The following is a 22,500-nucleotide window of genomic DNA, read 5'->3' as shown; positions in this document are numbered from 1 at the left end:
ATAAAATCTCTATAATCTAAAATTGCCATTCTTAATTCCTACTTACCGTTCATTTATTTCCCAATTGCCGTTCGTGAAACTCGTGATATCTTTCAGACACCAAACAAGGTACTATGTATTAAAGAGTAGTTTTCCGCCAATCTTTATTAGAAGTTAAAAGATTAAAATATATAATATAAATTTCTCTAAATCAATTAGTTATACAAAATTTAAACAACAGAATCCATGAGTCAGACATTGTATCGCATACCTTCAAAAGGACAATTAGGAGGTGTAGCCGCAGGATTAGCAGAACGTTTCGGCATTGATATTGCCGTGATGAGAGTGCTCTTATTTTTTGGATTAATATTCACACACGGTATTTTCCTCTGGATTTATATTATCTTGTGGGCATCATTGCCCGTACAACATTCGCTGTTCGCAGCCCGATGGCAAACAGCTTCGGTTGATGCTAATAACGATTCAACTTTTAACGAAACACTAACGAACATGAAAAAAGATTCAAACAAGGTTTGGGGGATTATTTTAATAGTCCTCGGTACAATTTTCCTTTTAGACGAATGGATTCCAGATTTTGATTTTGGAAAATTCTGGCCTTTAATCCTGATTGCTGTGGGTGGTTATATCATCTTTAGAGACAAGGATAAAATTGATTTTAATAATAAAGATACAAATAACCTCTAAATCAGTTATTAGTAATTAGTTATTGGTGATTCGTATTTGGGTATTCTAAGTATAATTTTATAGGATATAATGATAACTATTAATCAATAACTAATCTCTGATAACCAATACAAAATGAACTCAAAAAGTCTCTTCTCGGGCGGGATTTTAATCCTGCTTGGTATCTTATTCTTGGGAAAAGAATGGGGTTGGTTTCACATCAATTGGCACGAAATATCCCGTTTATGGCCGTTGTTGTTGATATATCTTGGTCTAATTGCCCTATTGGGAAAAAGTAATAGTTCGGCGACGGTTATCACAATTGTACTTTTGTGCATCGCCATTCCTACGGTTTTAGTGAGGAGTTGCCAAGAAAGAGTGGGTACTGCTTTCAACAAAAATGGTATTCATATTGACATGGATGACGATGACGATCAGGATGATAATGACAACAACGATGACAACGATGAAGATACGAGTTTCAAAGGCTCAAATCAGCAATTGAATTCACCGATGAGTGCGGAAATTAAAAGCGCTACTTTCAATTTTTCGGGAGGTGCGGCAGAATTTGTAATTGCTGGAACTTCAAAAGATTTAGTGGAAGCGGATGCAAATCTAACTTTTGGCAATATTTCTTTGAAAAAAACGGGTGATTCGATCAATCCTACGGTGGATTTTGCTTTGAGAGGAAAGAAAAATAATATTAATATTGGCGATGATAATGACAATAAAATTAACTTAAAATTGAATTCTTCGGTATTGTGGGATATGAAGTTTGAATTTGGAGCGGGTAAAGCTGACTTTGATTTGAGTGAATATAAAGTCAAAAATCTTTCTATCAAAACGGGATTGACAGAAACGGACGTGAAATTGGGTGATAAAGTTGATAATTTAGACGTAAAAATTGAATCAGGATTGACCGACATTGAGTTTCAAGTTCCTGAGTCGGTGGGTTGTCGTATAGACATTAACGGTGGTTTGAATGACAAAGATTTTGATGGATTTATTCAGAAAAATGGTCATTGGGAAACCCCAAATTATGACAAATCTACCAAGAAAATTTCGCTTAATTTTGACGGCGGTTTGCAGTCTTTGAAAGTTAGGAGGTATTAGGTTTTTTAATGCACCAAAATTAGACCACAGATGATACAGATTTACACGGATTTTAAAATTTTATCCGTGTAAACCTGTAAAATCCCAACTCCGTTGCGGGTTCATCCGTGGTCTAATCGTTTCTCATAGTTTGACACAATTCCACCAAAACCGAATTTGTGCCTTTTGGATGTAAAAAACATACCCATTTATTATCTGCTCCTTTCTTTGGCACTTCGTTCAAGAGTATAAATCCTTCGTTTTTCAAGCGCTCCATTTCCGTTAAAATATCCGCTACTTCAAACGCAATATGATGGATGCCTTCTCCTTTTTTCTCAATAAATTTCGCAATTGGACTTTCTGGATTAGTGGCTTCTAATAATTCAATTTTGGTTTGTCCCGTTTGAAAAAAAGAAGTCATTACGCCCTCAGATTCTACGCCTTCCTGTTTGTAAGGTACTGTTCCTAAGAGTTTTGTGAATAAATTATTTGAAAATTCTAAATTTTTAACGGCGATACCGATGTGTTCAATGTGTTGCATTATTTGTTAGTTAAGTGGATTTGATGGAAGATATATATTAAAAGTTGCCCCTACATTCAATTCTCCCTCGGCAGTAATTATCAATAATTTATTTCACGTTGGCAAGCCTAATGCCCATTCTTGAATATTCTTTTCTGCCGTGTAATTTTTGGAATATTTCAAAGATTTTTTCTTTATTATCCGAATTGATACCAATACTGATGTCAGCAATAGAAATTAGGGTATAGGGTAAAATACCAAAAAGCTCCTTTGTTTAATCTGACCAATTGAAAATATCATCTTGGGAATATGAACCAAAATAACCTAAACTCTTGCCATCCAAGGCAAAAACGTAATATTCTTTCTTTTCTGCGAGTAATTACTTATTCGTCACTCTTTTAAACGATTACTACACACAAACAGGTCGAGGGGTGAGTGGATTGAAACTCCAAATTCCTAATTTGGTGGAATCGATGGCGAATGTAAGTTTTTTTATTTTTTCTAAGTTTTCAATCGCTTCAACTTTTTGGTAGTTTTCACACAGGTTACAAAAACACCCGGTATCTCCGCCAATTCATTATGTACCGGGCTATAACTAAAAGTCCAATAGATATTTTCCATTTTATTATTTCTATAAAGGGTAATAATTGGTCTCCGCTCGAATTGTCTTCATTTCTTGCCAATACATTATCAATGAGAGGTTTTATCTTACTCCATATTTCTTTCCAAAATTCAGAGGCTGGTTCTCTCAAAATTGGTGGATATTTGCCAGTATTACCTATACTTGGGCGAAAAGTTACGTTGTAGAAACAAGTTAATTCAGATTCCCAAAGGAGAAACATGGAAAATTTGGAATTCAAAATAATACTGAGTGTTCTGCGAAGGCTTTGATGCCAACTTTCTGGATTTCTTATCATTGATTTCTTCCAATCTTTTAAATGAATAAGTTCGCCCATTTCTCCGCCACCTTTCAAAAGTTTATACTTTCATGTATCGTTTTTACGCTCATTTTATTCTTCATTTAAGACTTCAAGTTATTAGGTTTTGAGTTTATTCTTCATTTATAAATTTGTAGGAATATAAATATCAAAAGTCGCTCCTCTGCCTAATTCACCATTTGCGGTAATATAACCCTCATGATTTTCAATGATTTTTTTCACAATGGCAAGCCCAATTCCCGTTCCAGTATATTCTTCTCTTCCGTGTAAGCGTTGAAAAATTTCAAAAATTTTCTCTTTATAATCCGAATTAAAACCAATACCATTGTCTGAGATAGTGAGATGATAATAGGTCAAATTTGGGATTAATCTTTCAAAATCCATTTCCGAACCTTCCGAAATCTCACAGAATAATTTTATAATAGGCGCTTCATTCGATTTTGCAAATTTGATTGAATTACTAACAAGATTATAAATAAGTTGTCGGAACTGAAAAGGAATTACTTTCACTTTAATCGCACAAGAATCATTTGTTTCAATGATGACTTTATGCTGCTTAAATTCATCTTTCAAATCCTCTTTTATATCCTCTAATATTAATGTTAAGTCTATACTTTCAAACTTGCGGTCGGCGGTTTTGGTGCGTGAATAAGCCAATAGGTCTTGTATGAGTTGTTGCATTCGCTCACCCGCCATTCTCATTCTTCTTAAATAGTCCTTTCCTGTTTCAGATAAATTTTCATTTTCTTTTTCTAAAATACGACTAGCAAAAGTTTGGATTTTTCTTAACGGTTCCTGTAAATCATGACTCGACACATAAGCGAATGCTTCGAGTTCTTTATTCATTTTTTCCAGTTCACCGTTTTTATGAATCAAATTATCTTTTGCGATAGATAGCTCTTTTGTTCTTTCATTAACTTGTGTTTTTAATTCTTGCGAGAAACTTTTTTCGGTGTGGATGTCCATAAATGCGCCAATCCATTTCACAATATTATGATTATCATCAAAAAGAGGTACACCACTCACCGTAAACCATCTATATTTCTGATTTCTACTTTTAAGTCTCACATCATATTTGTAGGTATCACCAGTAGCCAAACAATGACTAAATGCCTTGTTAATACCCTCAATATCATCGGGATGAGTAATGGATGCCCAATCTTCCGCCGTTAAAGGTTGAACGCCGGTGTATTCCTCCCATTTACCTGAAGCATATTCCGCATTTCCCTTTTCATCGGTTGCCCAAACCAAGGCTGGAAGCGTTTCCGCCAGCATTCTAAATCTTTCTTCGCTTTCTTCTAAGGCAAATAGTTGCGTTTTTTGACGATGAATATTGATACCAGTTCCTATAAACCCCGCAAATTTATCCGCTTCTTTTCGAGCTACTACTTTAAAAAATATCCATTCGAATGCGTCCGTACTGGCATTTTTTATACGACATTCAAATGTAAATGATTCTTGTCGAGCAGCGCCATTCCTATAACTTTCGTAAACAATAGATATATCATCAGGATGAATAATGTTTTCCCAAGCTTTTCCCGTAAATTCAGTATAATGCGGTATTCCTATAAAGTTAAGGAACTCAGTATTTGCATATAAAACATTTATGTTATCATCCGTGAGCCATATCCACATAGGAGCTTGGTCGGAAAGCATACGGAAATTTTTCTCACTCTCTTCTAATTTTCTCTGGGCAAGCACTTGTTCAGTAATATCCTGTCCTGTGCCACTAAACCGATAAACATCGCCATGTTCGTCAAAAAGAGCTTTGCCTTTTGCCAATAAAATGCGTTCTTGTTTCGTAAAGGGATTAATAACTGTATGTTGCATTTCGTAGTTTCCATCAGACCCCCGTGTCATGGCCGCTTGCATGGCATCAATCGTTTTTTTTCGGTCTTTTTCAATAATACTACTAAGTGCTATGGGGGCATCTACTTCATTTTCGGGTATTAAACCAAACCAATCTTTCAGTTGCTGATTATAAATAAAAACATGAGAATATGGGTTCAAATCCCACGTTCCCAGACTGGCTGCGCTGATAGTAAACTTCAATTGTTCTTGGCTTTCTTCCAAGTTTTTTAGGGCTATTACTTTATTAGTTGTCTCCGAGCAAGTAACAAAAACACCCGTGGGTTTACCAGATTCATCATTTACGGCACTATAACTAAATGTCCAGTAGACATCTTCCATTTTGTTGTTTCTAAAAATTGGCAACAATTGGTCTTCGCTCCAGTTGGCTGGTTGACCTGCCAAAACATTGTCAATTAAAGGTTTGATATCACTCCATATCTCTTGCCAAAAATCTTCACCACGGCCACCTAAAATGGCGGGATGTTTGCCATCATTTCCCAAACTGGGGCGATAGGCATCATTATAAAAGCAAATTAATTCAGGACCCCAAAAGAGAAACATGGGGAATTTGGAATTGAGGATAATACTTAGGGTTGTACGAAGACTCTGGGGCCAAGTTTTAGGATTTCCGATGGCAGTTTCATGCCAATCTTTCTGTTGGATTAATTGGCACATTTCACCTTCATTTGGCAGAAAACTTATTTTTTTTTTAGAGGTAATGCTATTCATATTTAGGTAATTTGAATTAAATACAAAAACGTCGATAAAAATCCTTTTATCGACGTTAAAGATAACAAAATATTGTTAATACTTATGAATAACTCAAACTGTATTGCGCCAAAACATCATCGGGTACACCTTCCCAACTATTTGGTCGGTTACCTACGTAGCCCATATCTTTATGCCCCATTTCGGACGAATAAAAACCCGTTGCCGTCAAATTTCTCATTAATGAAAAGAAATTTACGCCTTGCGAGAATTCGGGTTTCGCTTTGTTTGGATAAGCAATGTCATCCACAATATTGATTTGTTCTTTCGGTGAAAGCGAAACAAAATCTTTCCCAAATCGTTTAATTGACGTTGAATCCAACCAACGCAAACCACCACGCACGGGCGTTTTGAATTCAGGTTTATCTTTCACAATAAACTCAATAAAACCCGTTACGCCCGACTGTGAGGCACTTCCAGAGAATTTGTCGGCAGGAATAATAATGTCCGAAAGAACGGTAATCGTTTTTAATTCATGTTCCGTCAAAAATTTTTCTGCCATCAATTTAGCATCTCTTTCAGCTTCGTCTTTGGTTCTGCCATAATTTAATTTTGGCAAACCTCCTGCTACTTTTGCTTTGGGCTTAGGTTTTGGGCCATCCAACATTTCACCCGCCAAAGCATCGGTACTCATCACCGCCATTCCAAGCGATGAAAGCCCTATATTTTTTAGAAAATCTCTTTTTTTCATGATTTTAGAATGGAATGCTGATGACGCCGATGCTTCGTAACGCAGATTTTTTGTTTTGGGATTAACACACTCAAAGTAATCTTAATGAAAAAGTATTTAGTATCATGGATAAAAAATCCTCTTAAATCTGCGTTGCGAAGCATCGGCGTCATCTGCGTTCCATATTTATTCGTTTACAAATTCCCCATTTTCTTTTGTTCGATAATATAATTTGAAGTACGAGCCGATAAAGCCAAAATCGTCCAAGTAGCATTTTTATCTCCTTGCGAAACAAACGGAGCTGCATCGGCCACAAATAAATTCTTTACGTCGTGTGCTTGACAATTACTGTTTAACACCGAAGTTTTAGGGTCATTTCCCATACGGGCCGTTCCTACTTCGTGGATGATTTTCCCAGGGTCAGCCAAACCATAATTGGTTTTAGCATCAGGTTTTTTGCCCAAAGCTTCACCACCCATTTCGTGAATTATTTGTTCGAAAGTATCCTGCATATGTTTCGCTTGCTTAATTTCATAATCTGACCAAGTATAATTAAAACGCAAGACAGGGATCCCGAATTTATCAACTACGGTCGGGTCAATTTCGCAATAATTGTTATAATCAGGCACGGGTTCACCACGACCAGCCATACCAATATACGCTCCGTAGAAACGTCTATAATCTTCCTTCAATGACGCTCCATAACCTCCAGCAGCCTTTTGGATACCTTCACGAGTTGGATATTTTTCATTTATTCCTTCAATGCCCCATCCAAAACCGTAGGCAGGCATTCCCATTCCGCCACCGTATTCGATGTGATAACCCCTCGGGAAATCCAACTTTTTGTTGTCTAACCACCACGGCGTATAAACGTGCATTCCGCCTACACCATCTTCATTATAACGTTTTCTATCAAAAAGAGCAGGAATAATTGCCGAGCGAGAAGCTCCCGTAGAGTCGTTGATATAACGTCCCACAACACCACTCGAATTAGCTAAACCATTTGGAAAACGACTTGATTTTGAATTCAATAGTAAACGAGCCGTTTCGCCCGCACTTGCCGCCAAAATAACAGTTTTCCCTCTCACAACTTTCTCAGTCATCGTTACGGTATCCACGTAAGAAACCCCCGTTGCCAATCCCGATGTGGGGTCGGTCAAAACTTCACGAGCCATTGCGTAGGTAATCAAGGTCAAATTTCCCGTTTTCATCGCAGGAATCATCAAGACCGAAGACGATGAAAAATCGGCATAAGCCAAACACCCCCGACTACACTGATTACAATAAAAACATGCTCCACGGTCTTTATTGATGGGTTTTGTTAAGATTGAAAGCCTTGAAGGTATTGTTGGAATGCCTAATTTCTTATTGTTTTTTTGCAACATCAATTCATGCAAACGCTGTTTTGGCGGAGGCAAAAATATCCCATCGGGGTTATTGTGCATTCCCTCATTCGTGCCAAAAATGCCAATCATTTTATCAATATAGTCGTAATAAGGCTTCACATCGTCATAGCCAATGGGCCAATCATCTCCCAAACCATCAATGGATTTACGCTTGAAATCATCGGGACCAAAACGGAGTGAAATACGTCCCCAGTGATTGGTCCGTCCGCCCAACATTCTTGAACGAAACCAGTTGAATTTGGTATCTCCTTTGGTGGTATAAGGCTCACCGTCGATTTCCCAACCGCCGTAAGCCGCATCAAAATCACCAAAAGCACGGGTTGAACTTGCACCTCTTCTGGGAGATTCCCAAGGGGCTTTTAATTGCGTAATATATTTAGGATCGGCAGGGTCAAAATACTGCCCAGCCTCCAAAACGCAGACTTTTGCCCCCGCTTTTGTGAGTTCGTGAGCAGCCATTCCACCACCTGCACCCGAACCAATAATGACGACATCATAGACGGTAGATGGGTCTTTTATCTGAAAATCAAACATTGTGTTTTAGGTTAAATTAAAGGAAACTCTTTTAGGAAATGTAATATAAAGTTAAAAAATAGTTGATTTAATGAAGTGTCAATTTTTGAATAAAATTGCATATATTTTGAATAGAATAGATTAAATCTTTAGAAAATAACGAAATTACCAAGCCATACTTTCCTAATGCTTTTAAAATCAAATTTCTTTATTTTATTACTCGAATATATCCTTTTTTGTCATATTTGTGTTGATTATTTTTGAGAAAAATAAAAAAAAGGCTTATCTCTTAGTTGAAACCAAATAAGATAACCCTTTGTAAAAAATCGGTTTCAATAATTATTGGTTAACTCTCACTCCAGAGCCAGTTCCTTGTGTCAACTCTCCTCTTAAATCCAGTTTTTTTGTTTCTGCTTGATAGCCATTTGGTAAAATTACGGTATGTCCATTTTCAATAATGGTATCGTAGGCGGAGGTAGGTATTTGCCCGCACGACCATGTGGATGGAACGTTCCAATTTCCAGATTGCACACTCGATGTCTTTCCTAATTGACAAACAGTTATTGTAGCATTTCCTGATATTGTTCCTATTCCACAATTACTGGCAACAGTTGTAATTGTGTAGGTTTTGACAGTAGTGGGAGAAACACTCTTAGTAACAGATGAGAGAGAAGTTCTTTGACTCGTAGCTACATCAGAAGTTTGATAAGACCAAGCATTTCCACCCGTAAAATTAAGATTCAGATTAACTTTTTGTCCTGCATAAATGGATGTTGAACCTGTTATATTGGCGGTGATGGGTTCACCAATTTTTATTTCTACGGGGTCGGATTCTTGGGATATGCAGTCACCTTTTTTACCTATGACAGTATATATTCCTGATTGAGGTATTAGTAATTCATTATCATTTAAAAATTTAGTAGATATTATTTGCCCATTTCTATTCCATTGTGTGCTTGTAAATGAATTGTTGGGTAATGAGATTTTTAAATCAGAATAAACTTTTATTACATTATTTTGGCAATTACTTTTTAAGGATTTTATTGGTAAATCTCCAACCTCATAAATTATTGGTTTAGGTAACATTAAAGAAGATATTACGCTGACTGTATCTGAATATCCTGAACAATAAGAGGATGAAACTCTAATTTTATAAATTCCTGGAATTGTTGTAACGATCGTATTATCAGTTTCATTTGATATCAATTGTTCATCTCGAAACCACTGATAAGATACATTAGGAAGGTTTGAATATGGATCAATTAACTGAATAACGGCTGGATTATTATTACAGATATAGTTATCATTCTTTAGTATTAAAGGGCTTAGATTATTACCAACGTCGATTTTAAGGGTATCAGAAGGAATGATAACACAACCCAACGCATTACCTCTTACCGTATATTTCCCACTGCTACTTACATTGATGCTATTGGAAATAGTATTATGATTTATAAGAATATTATCCTTATAAACGTCAATATTTATGCCTTCGTATGGCTTAAATATTGAGATAGATGTCTGCATTCCTTCACATATTTTTGAAATACTTGTTGTAAAAAGCGCTAATGATAATTTGATAGTGTCCACTTTTATAAAGTTTATTGCATTTGATAAAACTGTGCAATTTCCTTGGGTTAAAGCCATTGTGTATATGCCTTCAGTTTGAATGCTATAAAGCTTGCTGTCGGTTTCATTTTGTATATTCAACCCATTTTTTTTCCATTGGTAAGAATAAGGTGCAAGATTATTACTATTAAAATCAAAATATGTTGTACTATATGCATACCCGGCTATTTTGGAGCCGCATAATTGATTTCCATTTCTTATAGTTCTAATTTGATTATTTAAAAGAGTGCTAAACACAACAGAATCCAGAGGCGTAGAATAAGTTGAATCCTCAGTTAAAACAATACATTTATCTGTCACATTTACCGAATATTTTCCAGTTTGATTTGTAATCAAAGTATCTTTCGTTTCCCCCGATAATAAAAAACCATTCCTTTTCCATTGGTAATTTGCACTATCACTAAAATAACGATTTCTAAATACTATTGAGCTTCCTGTACATTGATAAATATTGCCCATTCTAACCACTTTTGAACTTGCGGAATTTACTGTATTAATATTTAATGATTTAACTATACTATTACACCCAATTTTTTGACATTTGGCTGTATATGTACCCGATTCGGTTATTCGTAATGATTGGTTATTGACTTGAACAATCCCATCTTTTTCCCATTGGTATGAACCTCCAATTTGATTTACATTTATAATACTTGTCAAAGAAGACCCTTTACAGATAAAAGCATCATCTATTTCTTTTCCAACTATATTTTTTACAGAAATAATCATTTGTTCTCCGTTTGTTACAAGATTGATACTTAGGTTACTTGTAATAGCAGGAGTTGCACTCATAATCTTTAACTTATAATTAGTTCCAGCAGAAAGATATGTTGGAAATGAAACAGTTATAGGACTAACCATTCCTTGCCCAATCTGAGTTTGAAAACTAAAACTTCCAGAAGAATTTGATAAATAAACCCTAAAAACAGTCCCCGCAGGCAAATCAGTAGTAAAAGGAACGGCTAATGAACCACTTGGGCAAAATGAAGTAGTCCCTAAACTGCCAAGTGTAATTGTTTGAGAAAATGAGGTGTTAAAAACAAAAGATAAAAGGGCAGAAAAGAAAAGTGAAAGGTAGATTTTTTTCATTGATGGTAAAATTATTAATTGTGGAGATTGTGAATTAATAACTAAGATAATCAGATGATTTTAAAAAACAAAAAGTCAGTCTTGGGAAAGACTGACTTCGTTAACTTTAGTGGAAAACCTCAATTTGCCAACTTACTATTTTTATATCCATAAGAGAAATAAATCGCTAAACCAATCGCTAACCATACCAAGAAAATTGTCCAATTCATCACGCCTAATTCGGTCATTAAATAAAGATTGGTCAAGATTCCTAAGACGGGTAAAATGGAAAATTTGTGTTGATAAGCTAATACTGATAAGATTGCCCAAACCAACCAAAAGACAGCTAAAAGAGGTTTTAAAGCTATTTCGGAAGTAAAATCATTAGCGTAAATTGCATAACTGAATGTAATAATCAATAGTCCACCCACTAAATACTGCCCATTCAAATAAGGGATTTTAAACTTTGCATCTTTCGATAAACCTTTATAGTCCAAGTATAAAACGCCGCCACAAACCACAATAAAGGCAAAGAACGTTCCTACACTTGTTAAGTCTGCCACCAAACCCATATCCAAAAACATCGAAGGAATAGCTACTAAAAAACCCGTAACAATCGTTGAAAAACTTGGCGTTTTGAATTTCGGATGAATTTTAGAAAAACGTTTCCAAAGCAATCCATCACGACTCATTGACATCCAAATTCTGGGCTGTCCCATCTGATAAACCAACAAAGCACTCGTAATGGCAACCACCGCAGAAACCGAAATAACCCCCGCTACAAAATCAAGATTTACTTTTTGGAAAACGTATGCCAAAGGGTCATCTACTTTGAGTTCAGTATAATTAACCATGCCTGTCAAAACCAGCGTAATCATCACGTATAAAACCGCACAAATCACCAAGCAATAAATCATCGCACGGGGCAAATCTCTTTGTGGATTTTTACATTCCTCCGCCATTGTGGAGATAGAATCAAAACCAATGAATGCGAAAAATACTAAAGCAACTCCTTTCAAAACACCCTTTGAACCATTGGGCGCAAATGGAGTCCAATTATCAGGTTTAACATAAAATGCCCCTACACAAATAACCAGTAAGATAACGGCTAATTTTAGAGCTACTAAGAAGTTACTTACATTTCGAGACTCTTTCACACCCACATAAACTAATGCTGTTACTAACATCGTAATTACGCCCGCAGGTAAATCAATCAAAAAATGGATGCTCCCAATCACAGGAGCGTTGATATATGCCTGAGCCGCTGCAATATCGCCCCCAACCAGTTTTTCAGTCTGACTTAATAAAAACGCTCGATGAGCAGTTCCGTAATCAAAAGTTAAAAAATCTGGAAAAATTATCCCGAATCCTCGGAGCATAGAAACAAAATATTCCGACCAAGAAATGGCTACTACCATATTGGAAACGGCATATTCTAAGATTAATGCCCAACCAATAACCCAAGCGAAAATTTCCCCAAATGATACGTATCCATAGGTATAGGCACTCCCCGAAACGGGTACCATTGAAGCAAATTGTGCGTAGCAAAGTGCGGTGAAAACACAGGCAATCGATACAAAAAGAAAAAGTAACGTAACGGCAGGACCACCGTCAAAACTGGCACGTCCGATGGTACTAAAGATTCCTGCCCCAATAATTGCGGCAATACCAAATGAAGTTAAGTCTCGGACTCCTAAAATTTTATTTAGCCCAGACTCACCGTGTGCGTCCTCGCTTTGTTTTAAAACATTGGAAATGGATTTTCGTCTAAAAATAGATTTTTCTGGCATTTAGTTTGATGGATTATTTAGCTTTGAGCCGTGAGCGATGAGCTTGGAGCGATGAGTCGTGGATGATGAGTTTTAGAATTTCTCAATGCTCACGGCTCAAAGCTCAAAGCTGATAGCTAATTTACTCAAAAACTTCAAATAATGCGAAAGCAAATAGGAGATGTTTAGTTTTCGGAAAAATCAAATTAACTTTACATTATCAAAATAACCAGCTAAATTAAATCCTTATCTGCCTTGAATAGAATGGATTATCCTAATTTATTTGCCTATTTTTAAGCATTATATTCGACAAATTAATTATCTAATCACGTAATTTTTAGGCTCATAGCTCGTAGCTTATTGCTCACAGCTAATAATAATATGAACAAAACCGCAGTAGTCATTCTAAATTATAATGGTCAAAAATATTTGACTGATTTTTTGCCATCCGTAATCATTCATTCTCAAAATGCTGATATTTACGTAGCTGATAATGCTTCTACTGACGATTCAATTATTATCTTAAAAAGAGATTTTTCTTCCGTAAAAATTATTCAACTCTTTGAAAATCATGGCTTTGCACAAGGGTATAATGAAGCCTTAGCGCAAATAATTAACCAATATAAATATTATATTCTTCTAAATTCAGACGTTGAAGTTCCCCAAAATTGGATTGAACCAGTCATTAATTTAATGGAATCTAATTCAAACATTGCCGCTTGCCAACCCAAAATAAAATTTTATCACGAAAAAACGCACTTTGAATACGCAGGAGCAGCGGGGGGATATATCGACCGTTTGGGATATCCCTTTTGTAGAGGAAGAGTTTTCCTTTCTCTGGAAGAAGATTTGGGTCAGTATGATGATAATGTGGAAGTCTTTTGGGCAACGGGTGCGTGTCTGTTTGTGAGAGCAAATATTTTCCACGAAATGGGAGGGTTTGATGGTGATTTTTTCGCTCACATGGAAGAAATAGATTTATGCTGGAGAATGAAACACGCTGGTTATCAAATATTTGCTTGCGGGGAGTCAGAAGTGTATCACGTAGGAGGAGGTACATTGCCAAAGTCTAATCCACATAAAACTTTCTTGAATTTTAGAAATGGATTGGTGATGTTATACAAAAATCATCCCGATAAAGGCTTGTACCGAACTTTACTGACAAGATTAATTTTAGACGGAGTTGCAGGGGTAAAATTCTTACTTTTTGATTCTTGGCAAGACTGTTGGGCAGTAGCAAGGGCTCATTTCAATTTCTACGCTCATTTTTATAAATGGCATAAAAAACGTAAGAAAATACAAAGAAGAGATGATTTAAAACCTATGTTCTCACATAATATTGTATGGCAATATTTTGTAAAAGGAAAAGAAAGGTTTGATGAAATGTGATTAAAACTCCCAAACGGTAGGATTATTTCTTTGACGCAAATAACGACGGATATTCATCCAAAATGCTAATATGAGGTAGATAATAACGGGTGAACCAACTGTTATAAAGGAAAGATAAACAAAATAAAGGCGAATACTGGCCGTAGAAATGCCAAATTTTTCTCCCAAACGTGTGCAAACACCGTATGCGTGTTGTTCAAAAAAATATTTTAACTTTATCATAGAAATAAATATGTATACGAATAAGACCAAATGATTAATAACAAAAGTATAATTTTTTAACCTTTTTTCAAAATTTGCCATTTTACAGTTAATACAAATATAACTGTAATTTATAGAAAATTGTTAGAAAAACACAAAATAATAATGAGTAAATACTACTATTTTGCATAAAATAAAGAAAAATATTACTTTAAAAGTAGGAATGTATAAAATTATACTTACATTTGGGGGTTAATAGTAGAAAAGTAATAAGTTTTTAGTACAATTAGTCCGTTTTCAATAGTATGTTAGTCCCCCAGATTTACCTACCTCATTGATTATCAAACACTCATCGTATCACATCTTCAACTTTTGGGCTGTTAATTCACAACGAAATTGGCGTTTTGCTAATCGTAGTGTGAAAATTTAATTAATATTTTTTTTATCATGCAAACAGGCACAGTAAAATTTTTTAATGAGAGTAAAGGTTTTGGATTCATTTTAGATGATGAATCTGGACAAGAGATTTTTGTTCACGTAACTGCTTTGGGGGGCACACACATTCGTCAAGATGATAAAGTTTCTTTTGACATCGTTGATGGCAAGAGAGGTTTAAATGCTGATAATGTTAAGAAACTGTAATTTATAGTTTTTTAATTTGACAGAAATTGTTTGTTTTAAATTGGTTTTGTGAAATTCATTACCTAATAGTTCGATTATTTATTTCGATTTTATCGGAAAAAAGCCTAAAAGCTGTGTTTGTTCAAAGAGTTTAGTAACTCATTATTAATTATTTCAATCAGAATTTTTTATTTTTAATTTTTTTATATTTTTTTTATGCAAACTGGTAAAGTTAAATTTTTCAACGAATCAAAAGGTTTTGGATTTATCGTTGACGACAATTCAGGCGAAGAAATCTTCGTTCACGTTACAGGCTTATCTGGATTAACTATCCGTGAAAACGACTCTGTTTCTTTCGATGTTCAAGAAGGAAAACGTGGCTTAAATGCTGTGAATGTAAAGAAGGCATAATTCCTTTTTTTATATAGTCATCAAAAAAGCTCAACCATTCATTTGGTTGAGCTTTTTTGCTTATATTATTTGTGAATTGTGAGTTAGTAAATTTTGCACGTCCTAAATCACTAACTCACAATTCACTCAATCGCAACTATTCAAACCACTTCATCACATCATCCTTCTGTGGGATCGTAATATCTAATTTTAGTTTCTTACGCATTCCGCCCAAATCATTGAAAACTTTGTTTGGGTTTGCTTCTTTTATTGATTGAATCGTCATGAAACCCATTTTTTGCAAAACTGGAATCCATTCTAATGGTACACCAAGAGCTTGATATTCAGCTTCGGTTGCCACTTCTGATTTCTTCTCTGGACGCATTTGAGGGAAAAATAATACTTCCTGAATCGAAACTTGATTGGTCATCAACATCGTTAGACGGTCAATACCAATCCCAATCCCTGCGGTTGGTGGCATTCCGTATTCTAATGAACGCAAGAAATCTTCGTCCATTGCCATTGCTTCGTCATCGCCACGTTCTGCCAACTTCAATTGTTCTTCAAAACGCTCACGTTGATCGATTGGGTCGTTCAATTCTGAATAAGCATTAGCAATTTCTTTTCCATTGACGAATAACTCAAAACGCTCAACCAAACCTGGTTTACTACGGTGCTTTTTGGTTAAAGGCGACATTTCGACTGGATAATCAATGATGAAAGTAGGTTGAATAAGGTTTGCTTCTACTTTTTCTCCGAACACTTCATCAATTAATTTACCAGTTCCCATTGTGGCATCCACTTCAATTCCCCACGATTTGCAATGTCCACGAAGCGTTTCTTCATCCATGCCTTCTACATTTACGCCCGTATATTTTTCGATGGCTCCTGCAATAGTCAATTTGGTAAATTCTCCCCCAAATTCTATGTCATTTTCACCCACTTTCACCAAAGTTTGTCCATTGGTTGCAATGGCTACTTTTTCAAAAATTTGTTCGGTAAATGTCATCATCCAGTTGTAGTCTTTGTAAGCTACGTAGAATTCTAAAGAGGTGAATTCTGGATTATGAGTCCTGTCCATACCTTCATTTCTAAACATTTTTCCAAACTCATATACGCCATCAAAACCACCAACGATTAACCTTTTTAGGTATAATTCATTGGCAATACGCATGAATAAAGGCATATCCAGCGTGTTATGATGAGTTTTGAACGGACGAGCTGACGCTCCGCCATGAATGGATTGAAGAATTGGAGTTTCTACTTCTAACCAACCTTTTGCATCAAACATGGAACGCATCGTGGTTACGATTCTGGCACGTTTCAAGAAAATATCTTTGACTTCTGGATTAACAATTAAATCAACGTATCGCTGACGATAACGCATTTCTGGGTCAGTAAAACCATCGTGAATATTGCCATCGTCATCTCTTTTTACGATAGGAAGGGGTTTCAAAGATTTATTCAAAATCTTGAATTCAGTAACGTGGATAGAGATTTCACCCACTTGTGTTGTGAAAACGAAGCCTTTTATTCCAATAATATCACCAATGTCTAAGAGTTTTTTAAAGACGATATTATAAAGCGTTTTGTCTTCGTCTGGACACAAATCATCACGACGAAAATATACTTGAATACGTCCCGTTGAGTCTTGTAATTCAGCGAAAGAAGCACTTCCCATAATTCGGAAAGACATCAAACGTCCAGCGATTGAAATTGATTTATAGTCTATTTTATTGTTTTCGTAGTTTTTTAAAATATCCTCAGCCGTAACATTTACGTCAAACATTTCGGCAGGGTAAGGGTCGATGCCCAATTTTATCAAATCTTCCCGTTTTTGTCGGCGAAGTAATTCTTGTTCTGAAAGTATCATTTTTCTAATTGCTATTATTCTGTAAAATTACCCACAAACGGATTGATAAACAAAAAGAGCCTGATTTTTGGTCGGCTTACTATTACATTACACCGTTAGGTTACTCACTTTAAGATAAATAGCCTTATAAGTGTAGATTTTAATGTTGTCTTTTGATTTAATAATTTTCGGAATATAATCATTCTAAACTGTTACCAAAACTATTACTTCTTCGACTAATCTTTCATAGACAGGTTTTGGTTTTAAAAGTCACACCGTAAAACTACCCAATTTTTTAGATTAGGTAATTTTACGCTAAAACAAGAAAAGTAGATTTTGTTACTTTGTATCGTTCAAATGAACAAACTTTTATCCATCTTATCTCTAAAAATATTATGAATACATCGGTACAGAATTATGCTTACCCAACCGCCAACTTAATTAACAATCTTCAATCGGTTATTTATACCGATAGAAAAAAGACATCAATTATCATTCGTGACATTATGATGTTGGAAGGGGAAGGAAATTATACGTATGTACATTTGAGTAATGGAAAGAAAATTTTGCTTTCCAAAACCTTGAAAGATTTTTGTGAATTGTTTAGTCAAAATGATTTTGCAAGGATTAGAAAGTCTTACCTCATTAACCTTAATTATCTGAAAGAAGTGGATTTGTCAGGTGATTCTTCGGTAATAATGCAAACAGGACAACGAATTGAAATTTCAAGAAGAAGAAAAACAGAATTTCAACAACAGTTTCGGAGTTTTAAACAGAAAAAATAATTCTAACCTGATTCTCCTGATTCGAGAATAATACAAACCTCGATTCTGGAGAATTGAGATACATTTAAAAATAAGCCTTGACTTTTTTTAAGGGGTTTTAAAAGACTCGGCTTTTTGAAAGATAAACTATTTTAGTGGTTAGGTGAATAGCAGACAGTTTCCTGAATTTTTCGGGAAACTGTTTTTTGTAATTATGAATTGTGAGTTATAAATTATAAGTTATAGACTCATCACTTCTTTAAATATCGCTCTCTCATCAATTTCATCATATATACATTGATTTCCCATTGATTGGCTACGGGAAGATTTGTGTATGGAAGTGTTTGTAAATAATTTGGTGGTCCGAACTCGGTGAGCATGGTGAGGGGCTGTCCCGCTTTCATTTTTATTTCTACTACTTTATCCCACCAACTCAAATGTGCTTGAACAGCATTTTTCCACTCGGGCGCTCTTGGGTCGTTTACTTGCGGACCTTCTTCATGACCAATTCTCGTGTGTATATGACCAGTACGTTCGAGGGCAGCCTGCACTGCCTCCGTCTGATTTTCTAAAAGAGATTCATGCACGTTGCACCAGTGAGAAAGATCCAAAGTCAGGCGTAAATCCGGGTTTTTATCTATGAAGTTTTTGGTAATATGAGCGGCAAAAAGCATTCGTCCACTGTGTGTTTCGTGGTAAATTGGTAATCCCGATTTCTCACTTATTTCAGTCGTTAAATCAATAAAAGCTTTATTTTCTTCATAAGTAAAAAAGTCTTTTCCACTGTGACAATTGATGTACGTGGGTTTTTGAATGGTTTGAACAGTAGCTTCCAACAAGTTTTTCGTGAAAGTTTCAAAGTGTTTAATAGCCTCATTTTCAGAACCTCCCACCAGAAATCCTACGGCTAATTGATGTTTTTTTAAGGCAGAAAATAACTCATCTTGACCAGTTTTAGAGGTGTTCCACCATATTTCAATCCCATCGTATCCTTCACTTTTAGCTTTTGCACAAAATTCATCTACGCTACCAGTAAACCCCCAATTGGTCGCAAATATTTTCAAGGAAAACCCTGCCGAAGGTTTAACATTTAAAGTACTTTGTTTCGTTAAATCGTCCATTGAGGCGACGAGTCCTACGCTTGCGAGGGTGGTTGTTTTGTTCATAAATTTTCTTCTATTCATGGTTTTAAGATTTTATCTTTTTGGTAACTTGATTTTAATCATTTTCAAATGCTCCAATAAAGTCTAAATTTGATTCTTGACTAACAAATTAGAAAATTATTCTACAAATACTATCTTGACATACCAAAATTGTGTTTTAACGTGCAAATTTTAATCATGAAATTCTGACTTTACTATGGAGTTAGTATAATCAAAATATTTTCATCATATCTGCCAAAAATGCCTTCAATTAGCCATATTGGCATATTTTTTTAATAAATATTTTATAATTCACGTCATAATTTCCGAAGAAAAGGACTGGCTTAGATATTGAAGTACAAGTGAAGAAAGGGAAACAGTAGAAATGAAGGAATTTCTAAATCTTCCATTTATTTATTCCTCCATTTCTGCTTGTCCCCCCTTTTTCCTATAAAAACATGAAATACACAACAAAAACACAAGAGATAATCCAGCAAGCGGCTTCAATTGCCTCAGCCAATGGTCAGCAAGCCATTGAAACGGGACATTTATTGAAGGCAATTATCGAAGAAGAACCGAATACCGCTCAGTTTTTGATGAAAAAATTGGGGGTAAATCAAGCCGTTTTTCTGCCTAAATTAGAAGATTTGGTGAATGCTTATCCCAAAGTTTCGGGTGGCGGACAACCCTATCTTGCTAATGATTCCCATACCGCCATGACCAAAGCCGAAAGCCTGATGAAAGAGTTTTCGGATGAATATATTTCCGTCGAGTTACTGATTTTAGCTTTGTCTTTGGGTAAAGATTCAGTCGCTAACTTATTGAAAGACAATGGATTTAAAGAGAAATTAGTAAAAGAAACGATAAAAGAATTAAGAGGAAATACAACCGTGAAAGACCAAAATGCAGAAGCGACCTATCGTTCGTTGGAACGCTATGCCATCAACTTAAATGAACTTGCCAAGACTGGGAAAATTGACCCCGTGATTGGGCGTGATGAAGAGATTAGGAGAGTTTTACAGATTTTATCTCGTAGAACCAAAAATAATCCGATGTTAGTCGGTGAACCCGGCGTTGGTAAAACCGCCATCGTGGAAGGACTTGCGCAAAGAATTGTTTTGGGGGACGTTCCCGAAAACCTAAAATCTAAAACAATTTATACCTTGGATTTAGGACTTTTGATTGCGGGAGCAAAATATAAAGGTGAATTTGAGGAACGCCTAAAGGCTGTTATTAAGGAAGTTACGGATTCGGAAGGCGATATTGTTTTATTCATCGACGAAATCCATACGCTCATTGGAGCGGGTGGGGGAGGTGAATCGGCGATGGATGCTGCCAATTTGTTGAAACCCGCTCTGGCTCGTGGAGAATTGCACGCCATCGGAGCAACCACTTTGAAAGAATACCAAAAATATATTGAAAAAGATAAGGCTTTGGAAAGACGTTTCCAGATGGTAATTGTGGACGAACCTGACGAAACCGATGCGATCTCAATTCTTAGAGGTATCAAAGAAAAATATGAATTGCATCACGGCGTAAGAATCCAAGATGATGCGGTGATTGCGGCGGTTCAATTATCAAGTCGGTATATTTCAGACCGTTATTTGCCCGACAAAGCCATTGATTTAATGGATGAAGCAGCGGCAAAAATGCGGATGGAAATAGATTCTGTTCCCGAAGAAATTGATGATTTACAAAGAAAAATTATGCAATTAGAGATTGAACGAGAAGCTATCAGGCGTGAAAATAACGTGGAAAGAGAAACCATTATTACTCGTGAATTGGCAGAATTGACCGATAAGAAAACGAATTTAATGGCCAAGTGGCAAGGTGAAAAAGACGTTCTGAACGGTGTGAGGATAGAAAAAGAGAATATTGATAAATTAAAATTAGAAGCCGAACAAGCCGAACGGGCGGGAGATTATGGAAAAGTAGCGGAGATTCGTTACGGTAAATTAATTGAAGCCGAAGCCCGACTTGCCAAAGCCCAAACATCGAGTGTTGAACACGAATCTACGATGTTGCAGGAGGAAGTTACGGCAGAAAATATTGCCGAGATTGTAGCAAAATGGACGGGCGTTCCAGTTTCAAAAATGATGCGAGCCGAGCAAGAAAAACTCCTTCACATGGAGTATGAATTGGGCTTACGAGTGGCGGGACAGACGGAAGCAATTGAGGCAATTTCGGATGCGGTACGTCGTTCACGGGCGGGTATGCAAGACCCAAGAAGACCTATTGGCTCATTTATTTTCTTGGGAACGACGGGTGTTGGTAAAACAGAATTGGCAAAAGCATTGGCGGATTATCTATTCAACGATGAAAATGCGATGGTTAGAATTGATATGTCGGAATATCAAGAACGTCATGCGGTAAGTCGTATGATTGGTTCGCCTCCAGGTTACGTTGGGTATGATGAAGGTGGACAATTGACCGAAGCCGTTCGTAGAAAACCGTATTCAGTAATTCTCTTGGATGAAATCGAAAAAGCTCATCCAGACGTTTGGAATATCCTTTTACAGGTTTTGGACGATGGTCGTTTGACGGATAACAAAGGTCGGATTGCGAATTTTAAGAATACGATTATTATCATGACTTCCAACATTGGTAGCCATATTATCCAAGAAAAAATGGGTGAAATGGAAGGTTGGAACAATCATATTGTGATGGAAGAAGCGAAAAAAGAAGTAATGACTTTGTTGAAACAAGTGGTTCGTCCCGAGTTTTTGAATCGGGTGGATGAAATTGTGATGTTTGAACCGCTATCGAAAGAGAATTTACGACAAATTGTTCAAATTCAGTTCCGCCAAATCAAAGACCGTTTGAAAGACCAAGGCATTTTGTTAGAAGCTACAGAAGAAGCCCTGCTGCACATTGCCGAAGAAGGTTATGAACCAACCATGGGCGCAAGACCTTTAAAACGAGTAATGCAGAAACGGATTTTGAATGAATTATCGAAACAGATTTTGGGAAATTATATCTCCAAAGATTCGGTCGTGATGATGGAATTGGGTAATGATGGAAATTTACAATTTGAGAATGTTGTAACGAATAGTCCTCTAATATAAATCAAAGTGATTGTATGAATATTGAAAAGTCAATCTGCTTGCAGATTGACTTTTTTGGGAATAATTTATCGCTATTTATATTAAAATTCTCATTAAATCAATTTGAGCAGAATACTGTCATCGAAACAATTGATAGATTGGTCGCATTCTAAGGTTATTCTAAGGGTAATTAATCACTTTTTAAGCAAA

The 22,500-nt window shown here is 35.9% G+C and carries 17 protein-coding genes; 7 read left to right on the top strand and 10 right to left on the bottom strand.

Features of this window, described 5'->3' with window-relative positions; genetic code table 11:
- Positions 1-225: 225 nt before the first annotated feature.
- Positions 226-684, top strand: a complete 459-nt coding sequence (locus tag AC1W31_RS08545; RefSeq protein ID WP_481734010.1) for a PspC domain-containing protein — start codon at positions 226-228, stop codon at positions 682-684.
- A 114-nt stretch (positions 685-798) separates the two neighbouring features.
- Positions 799-1,776 (top strand): LiaI-LiaF-like domain-containing protein, encoded by a 978-nt coding sequence (locus tag AC1W31_RS08540; RefSeq protein WP_481734009.1) that lies wholly within the window; start codon positions 799-801, stop codon positions 1,774-1,776.
- A 112-nt stretch (positions 1,777-1,888) separates the two neighbouring features.
- On the opposite strand, the gene mce is transcribed toward AC1W31_RS08540, so the two are convergent.
- From mce to AC1W31_RS08505, 7 genes are all read right to left on the bottom strand, one after another.
- Positions 1,889-2,296 (bottom strand): methylmalonyl-CoA epimerase, encoded by a 408-nt coding sequence (mce, locus tag AC1W31_RS08535; RefSeq protein WP_481734008.1) that lies wholly within the window; start codon positions 2,294-2,296, stop codon positions 1,889-1,891.
- 524 nt (positions 2,297-2,820) lie between these two features.
- A complete protein-coding gene (locus tag AC1W31_RS08530) occupies positions 2,821-3,231 on the bottom strand; it encodes a hypothetical protein (RefSeq protein WP_481734007.1) in 411 nt (136 codons plus the stop codon).
- Between the two features lie 105 nt (positions 3,232-3,336).
- Positions 3,337-5,793 carry a PAS domain-containing sensor histidine kinase gene (locus AC1W31_RS08525; protein ID WP_481734006.1) on the bottom strand — a complete coding sequence of 819 codons (2,457 nt, stop codon included), beginning with the start codon at positions 5,791-5,793 and terminating at the stop codon, positions 3,337-3,339.
- Positions 5,794-5,875: 82 nt separating this feature from the next.
- A complete protein-coding gene (locus tag AC1W31_RS08520; RefSeq protein WP_481734005.1) occupies positions 5,876-6,523 on the bottom strand; it encodes a gluconate 2-dehydrogenase subunit 3 family protein in 648 nt (215 codons plus the stop codon).
- A gap of 173 nt (positions 6,524-6,696) precedes the next feature.
- On the bottom strand, positions 6,697-8,442 hold the full coding sequence (locus AC1W31_RS08515; protein WP_481734004.1) for a GMC oxidoreductase: 1,746 nt from the start codon (positions 8,440-8,442) through the stop codon (positions 6,697-6,699).
- Positions 8,443-8,760: 318 nt separating this feature from the next.
- Positions 8,761-11,139: a hypothetical protein gene (locus AC1W31_RS08510; protein WP_481734003.1), complete on the bottom strand. Its 2,379-nt coding sequence runs from the start codon at positions 11,137-11,139 to the stop codon at positions 8,761-8,763.
- 119 nt (positions 11,140-11,258) lie between these two features.
- Positions 11,259-12,908 carry an amino acid permease gene (locus AC1W31_RS08505; protein WP_481734002.1) on the bottom strand — a complete coding sequence of 550 codons (1,650 nt, stop codon included), beginning with the start codon at positions 12,906-12,908 and terminating at the stop codon, positions 11,259-11,261.
- A gap of 360 nt (positions 12,909-13,268) precedes the next feature.
- Here AC1W31_RS08505 and AC1W31_RS08500 point away from each other — a divergent pair, with 360 nt between their 5' ends.
- The gene (locus AC1W31_RS08500) at positions 13,269-14,276 is read left to right on the top strand and encodes a glycosyltransferase family 2 protein (RefSeq protein WP_481734001.1); all 1,008 of its coding nucleotides are present in this window, start codon (positions 13,269-13,271) and stop codon (positions 14,274-14,276) included.
- On the opposite strand, the gene AC1W31_RS08495 is transcribed toward AC1W31_RS08500, so the two are convergent.
- The gene (locus AC1W31_RS08495; protein WP_481734000.1) at positions 14,277-14,498 is read right to left on the bottom strand and encodes a PspC domain-containing protein; all 222 of its coding nucleotides are present in this window, start codon (positions 14,496-14,498) and stop codon (positions 14,277-14,279) included. It abuts the gene before it with no gap.
- A gap of 426 nt (positions 14,499-14,924) precedes the next feature.
- On the opposite strand from AC1W31_RS08495, the gene AC1W31_RS08490 reads away from it, so the two are divergent.
- Together AC1W31_RS08490 and AC1W31_RS08485 are read left to right on the top strand one after the other, a co-directional pair.
- Positions 14,925-15,119: a cold-shock protein gene (locus AC1W31_RS08490; RefSeq protein WP_481733999.1), complete on the top strand. Its 195-nt coding sequence runs from the start codon at positions 14,925-14,927 to the stop codon at positions 15,117-15,119.
- Between the two features lie 195 nt (positions 15,120-15,314).
- Complete coding sequence (locus AC1W31_RS08485) at positions 15,315-15,509, top strand: cold-shock protein (protein WP_481733998.1); 195 nt, start codon at positions 15,315-15,317, stop codon at positions 15,507-15,509.
- 136 nt (positions 15,510-15,645) lie between these two features.
- On the opposite strand, the gene lysS is transcribed toward AC1W31_RS08485, so the two are convergent.
- Entirely contained in the window at positions 15,646-17,361 is a 1,716-nt protein-coding gene (lysS, locus tag AC1W31_RS08480) for a lysine--tRNA ligase (protein WP_481733997.1), read from the bottom strand.
- A gap of 374 nt (positions 17,362-17,735) precedes the next feature.
- Here lysS and AC1W31_RS08475 point away from each other — a divergent pair, with 374 nt between their 5' ends.
- The gene (locus AC1W31_RS08475) at positions 17,736-18,125 is read left to right on the top strand and encodes a LytR/AlgR family response regulator transcription factor (RefSeq protein WP_481733996.1); all 390 of its coding nucleotides are present in this window, start codon (positions 17,736-17,738) and stop codon (positions 18,123-18,125) included.
- 230 nt (positions 18,126-18,355) lie between these two features.
- Here the strand turns inward: AC1W31_RS08475 and AC1W31_RS08470 are convergent, their stop codons facing one another.
- Positions 18,356-19,288, bottom strand: a complete 933-nt coding sequence (locus tag AC1W31_RS08470) for a sugar phosphate isomerase/epimerase family protein (protein WP_481733995.1) — start codon at positions 19,286-19,288, stop codon at positions 18,356-18,358.
- Positions 19,289-19,704: 416 nt separating this feature from the next.
- Here AC1W31_RS08470 and clpB point away from each other — a divergent pair, with 416 nt between their 5' ends.
- Complete coding sequence (clpB, locus tag AC1W31_RS08465; RefSeq protein ID WP_481733994.1) at positions 19,705-22,311, top strand: ATP-dependent chaperone ClpB; 2,607 nt, start codon at positions 19,705-19,707, stop codon at positions 22,309-22,311.
- Positions 22,312-22,500 lie beyond the last annotated feature (189 nt).

The organism is Arcicella sp. (assembly GCF_964672035.1).
This window is presented reverse-complemented; position numbering and strand designations above follow the sequence as displayed.

Excerpts from the sequence above, each read along its gene's own strand:
- AC1W31_RS08470 (WP_481733995.1), bottom strand. The coding sequence starts at position 19,288 with ATGAATAGAAGAAAATTTATGAACAAAACAACCACCCTCGCAAGCGTA.
- AC1W31_RS08530 (WP_481734007.1), bottom strand. The coding sequence starts at position 3,231 with ATGGGCGAACTTATTCATTTAAAAGATTGGAAGAAATCAATGATAAGA.
- AC1W31_RS08505 (WP_481734002.1), bottom strand. The coding sequence starts at position 12,908 with ATGCCAGAAAAATCTATTTTTAGACGAAAATCCATTTCCAATGTTTTA.
- AC1W31_RS08485 (WP_481733998.1), top strand. The coding sequence starts at position 15,315 with ATGCAAACTGGTAAAGTTAAATTTTTCAACGAATCAAAAGGTTTTGGA.
- AC1W31_RS08525 (WP_481734006.1), bottom strand. The coding sequence starts at position 5,793 with ATGAATAGCATTACCTCTAAAAAAAAAATAAGTTTTCTGCCAAATGAA.
- clpB (WP_481733994.1), top strand. The coding sequence starts at position 19,705 with ATGAAATACACAACAAAAACACAAGAGATAATCCAGCAAGCGGCTTCA.
- AC1W31_RS08495 (WP_481734000.1), bottom strand. The coding sequence starts at position 14,498 with ATGATAAAGTTAAAATATTTTTTTGAACAACACGCATACGGTGTTTGC.
- AC1W31_RS08520 (WP_481734005.1), bottom strand. The coding sequence starts at position 6,523 with ATGAAAAAAAGAGATTTTCTAAAAAATATAGGGCTTTCATCGCTTGGA.
- mce (WP_481734008.1), bottom strand. The coding sequence starts at position 2,296 with ATGCAACACATTGAACACATCGGTATCGCCGTTAAAAATTTAGAATTT.
- AC1W31_RS08540 (WP_481734009.1), top strand. The coding sequence starts at position 799 with ATGAACTCAAAAAGTCTCTTCTCGGGCGGGATTTTAATCCTGCTTGGT.
- AC1W31_RS08545 (WP_481734010.1), top strand. The coding sequence starts at position 226 with ATGAGTCAGACATTGTATCGCATACCTTCAAAAGGACAATTAGGAGGT.
- AC1W31_RS08490 (WP_481733999.1), top strand. The coding sequence starts at position 14,925 with ATGCAAACAGGCACAGTAAAATTTTTTAATGAGAGTAAAGGTTTTGGA.
- lysS (WP_481733997.1), bottom strand. The coding sequence starts at position 17,361 with ATGATACTTTCAGAACAAGAATTACTTCGCCGACAAAAACGGGAAGAT.
- AC1W31_RS08500 (WP_481734001.1), top strand. The coding sequence starts at position 13,269 with ATGAACAAAACCGCAGTAGTCATTCTAAATTATAATGGTCAAAAATAT.
- AC1W31_RS08510 (WP_481734003.1), bottom strand. The coding sequence starts at position 11,139 with ATGAAAAAAATCTACCTTTCACTTTTCTTTTCTGCCCTTTTATCTTTT.
- AC1W31_RS08515 (WP_481734004.1), bottom strand. The coding sequence starts at position 8,442 with ATGTTTGATTTTCAGATAAAAGACCCATCTACCGTCTATGATGTCGTC.
- AC1W31_RS08475 (WP_481733996.1), top strand. The coding sequence starts at position 17,736 with ATGAATACATCGGTACAGAATTATGCTTACCCAACCGCCAACTTAATT.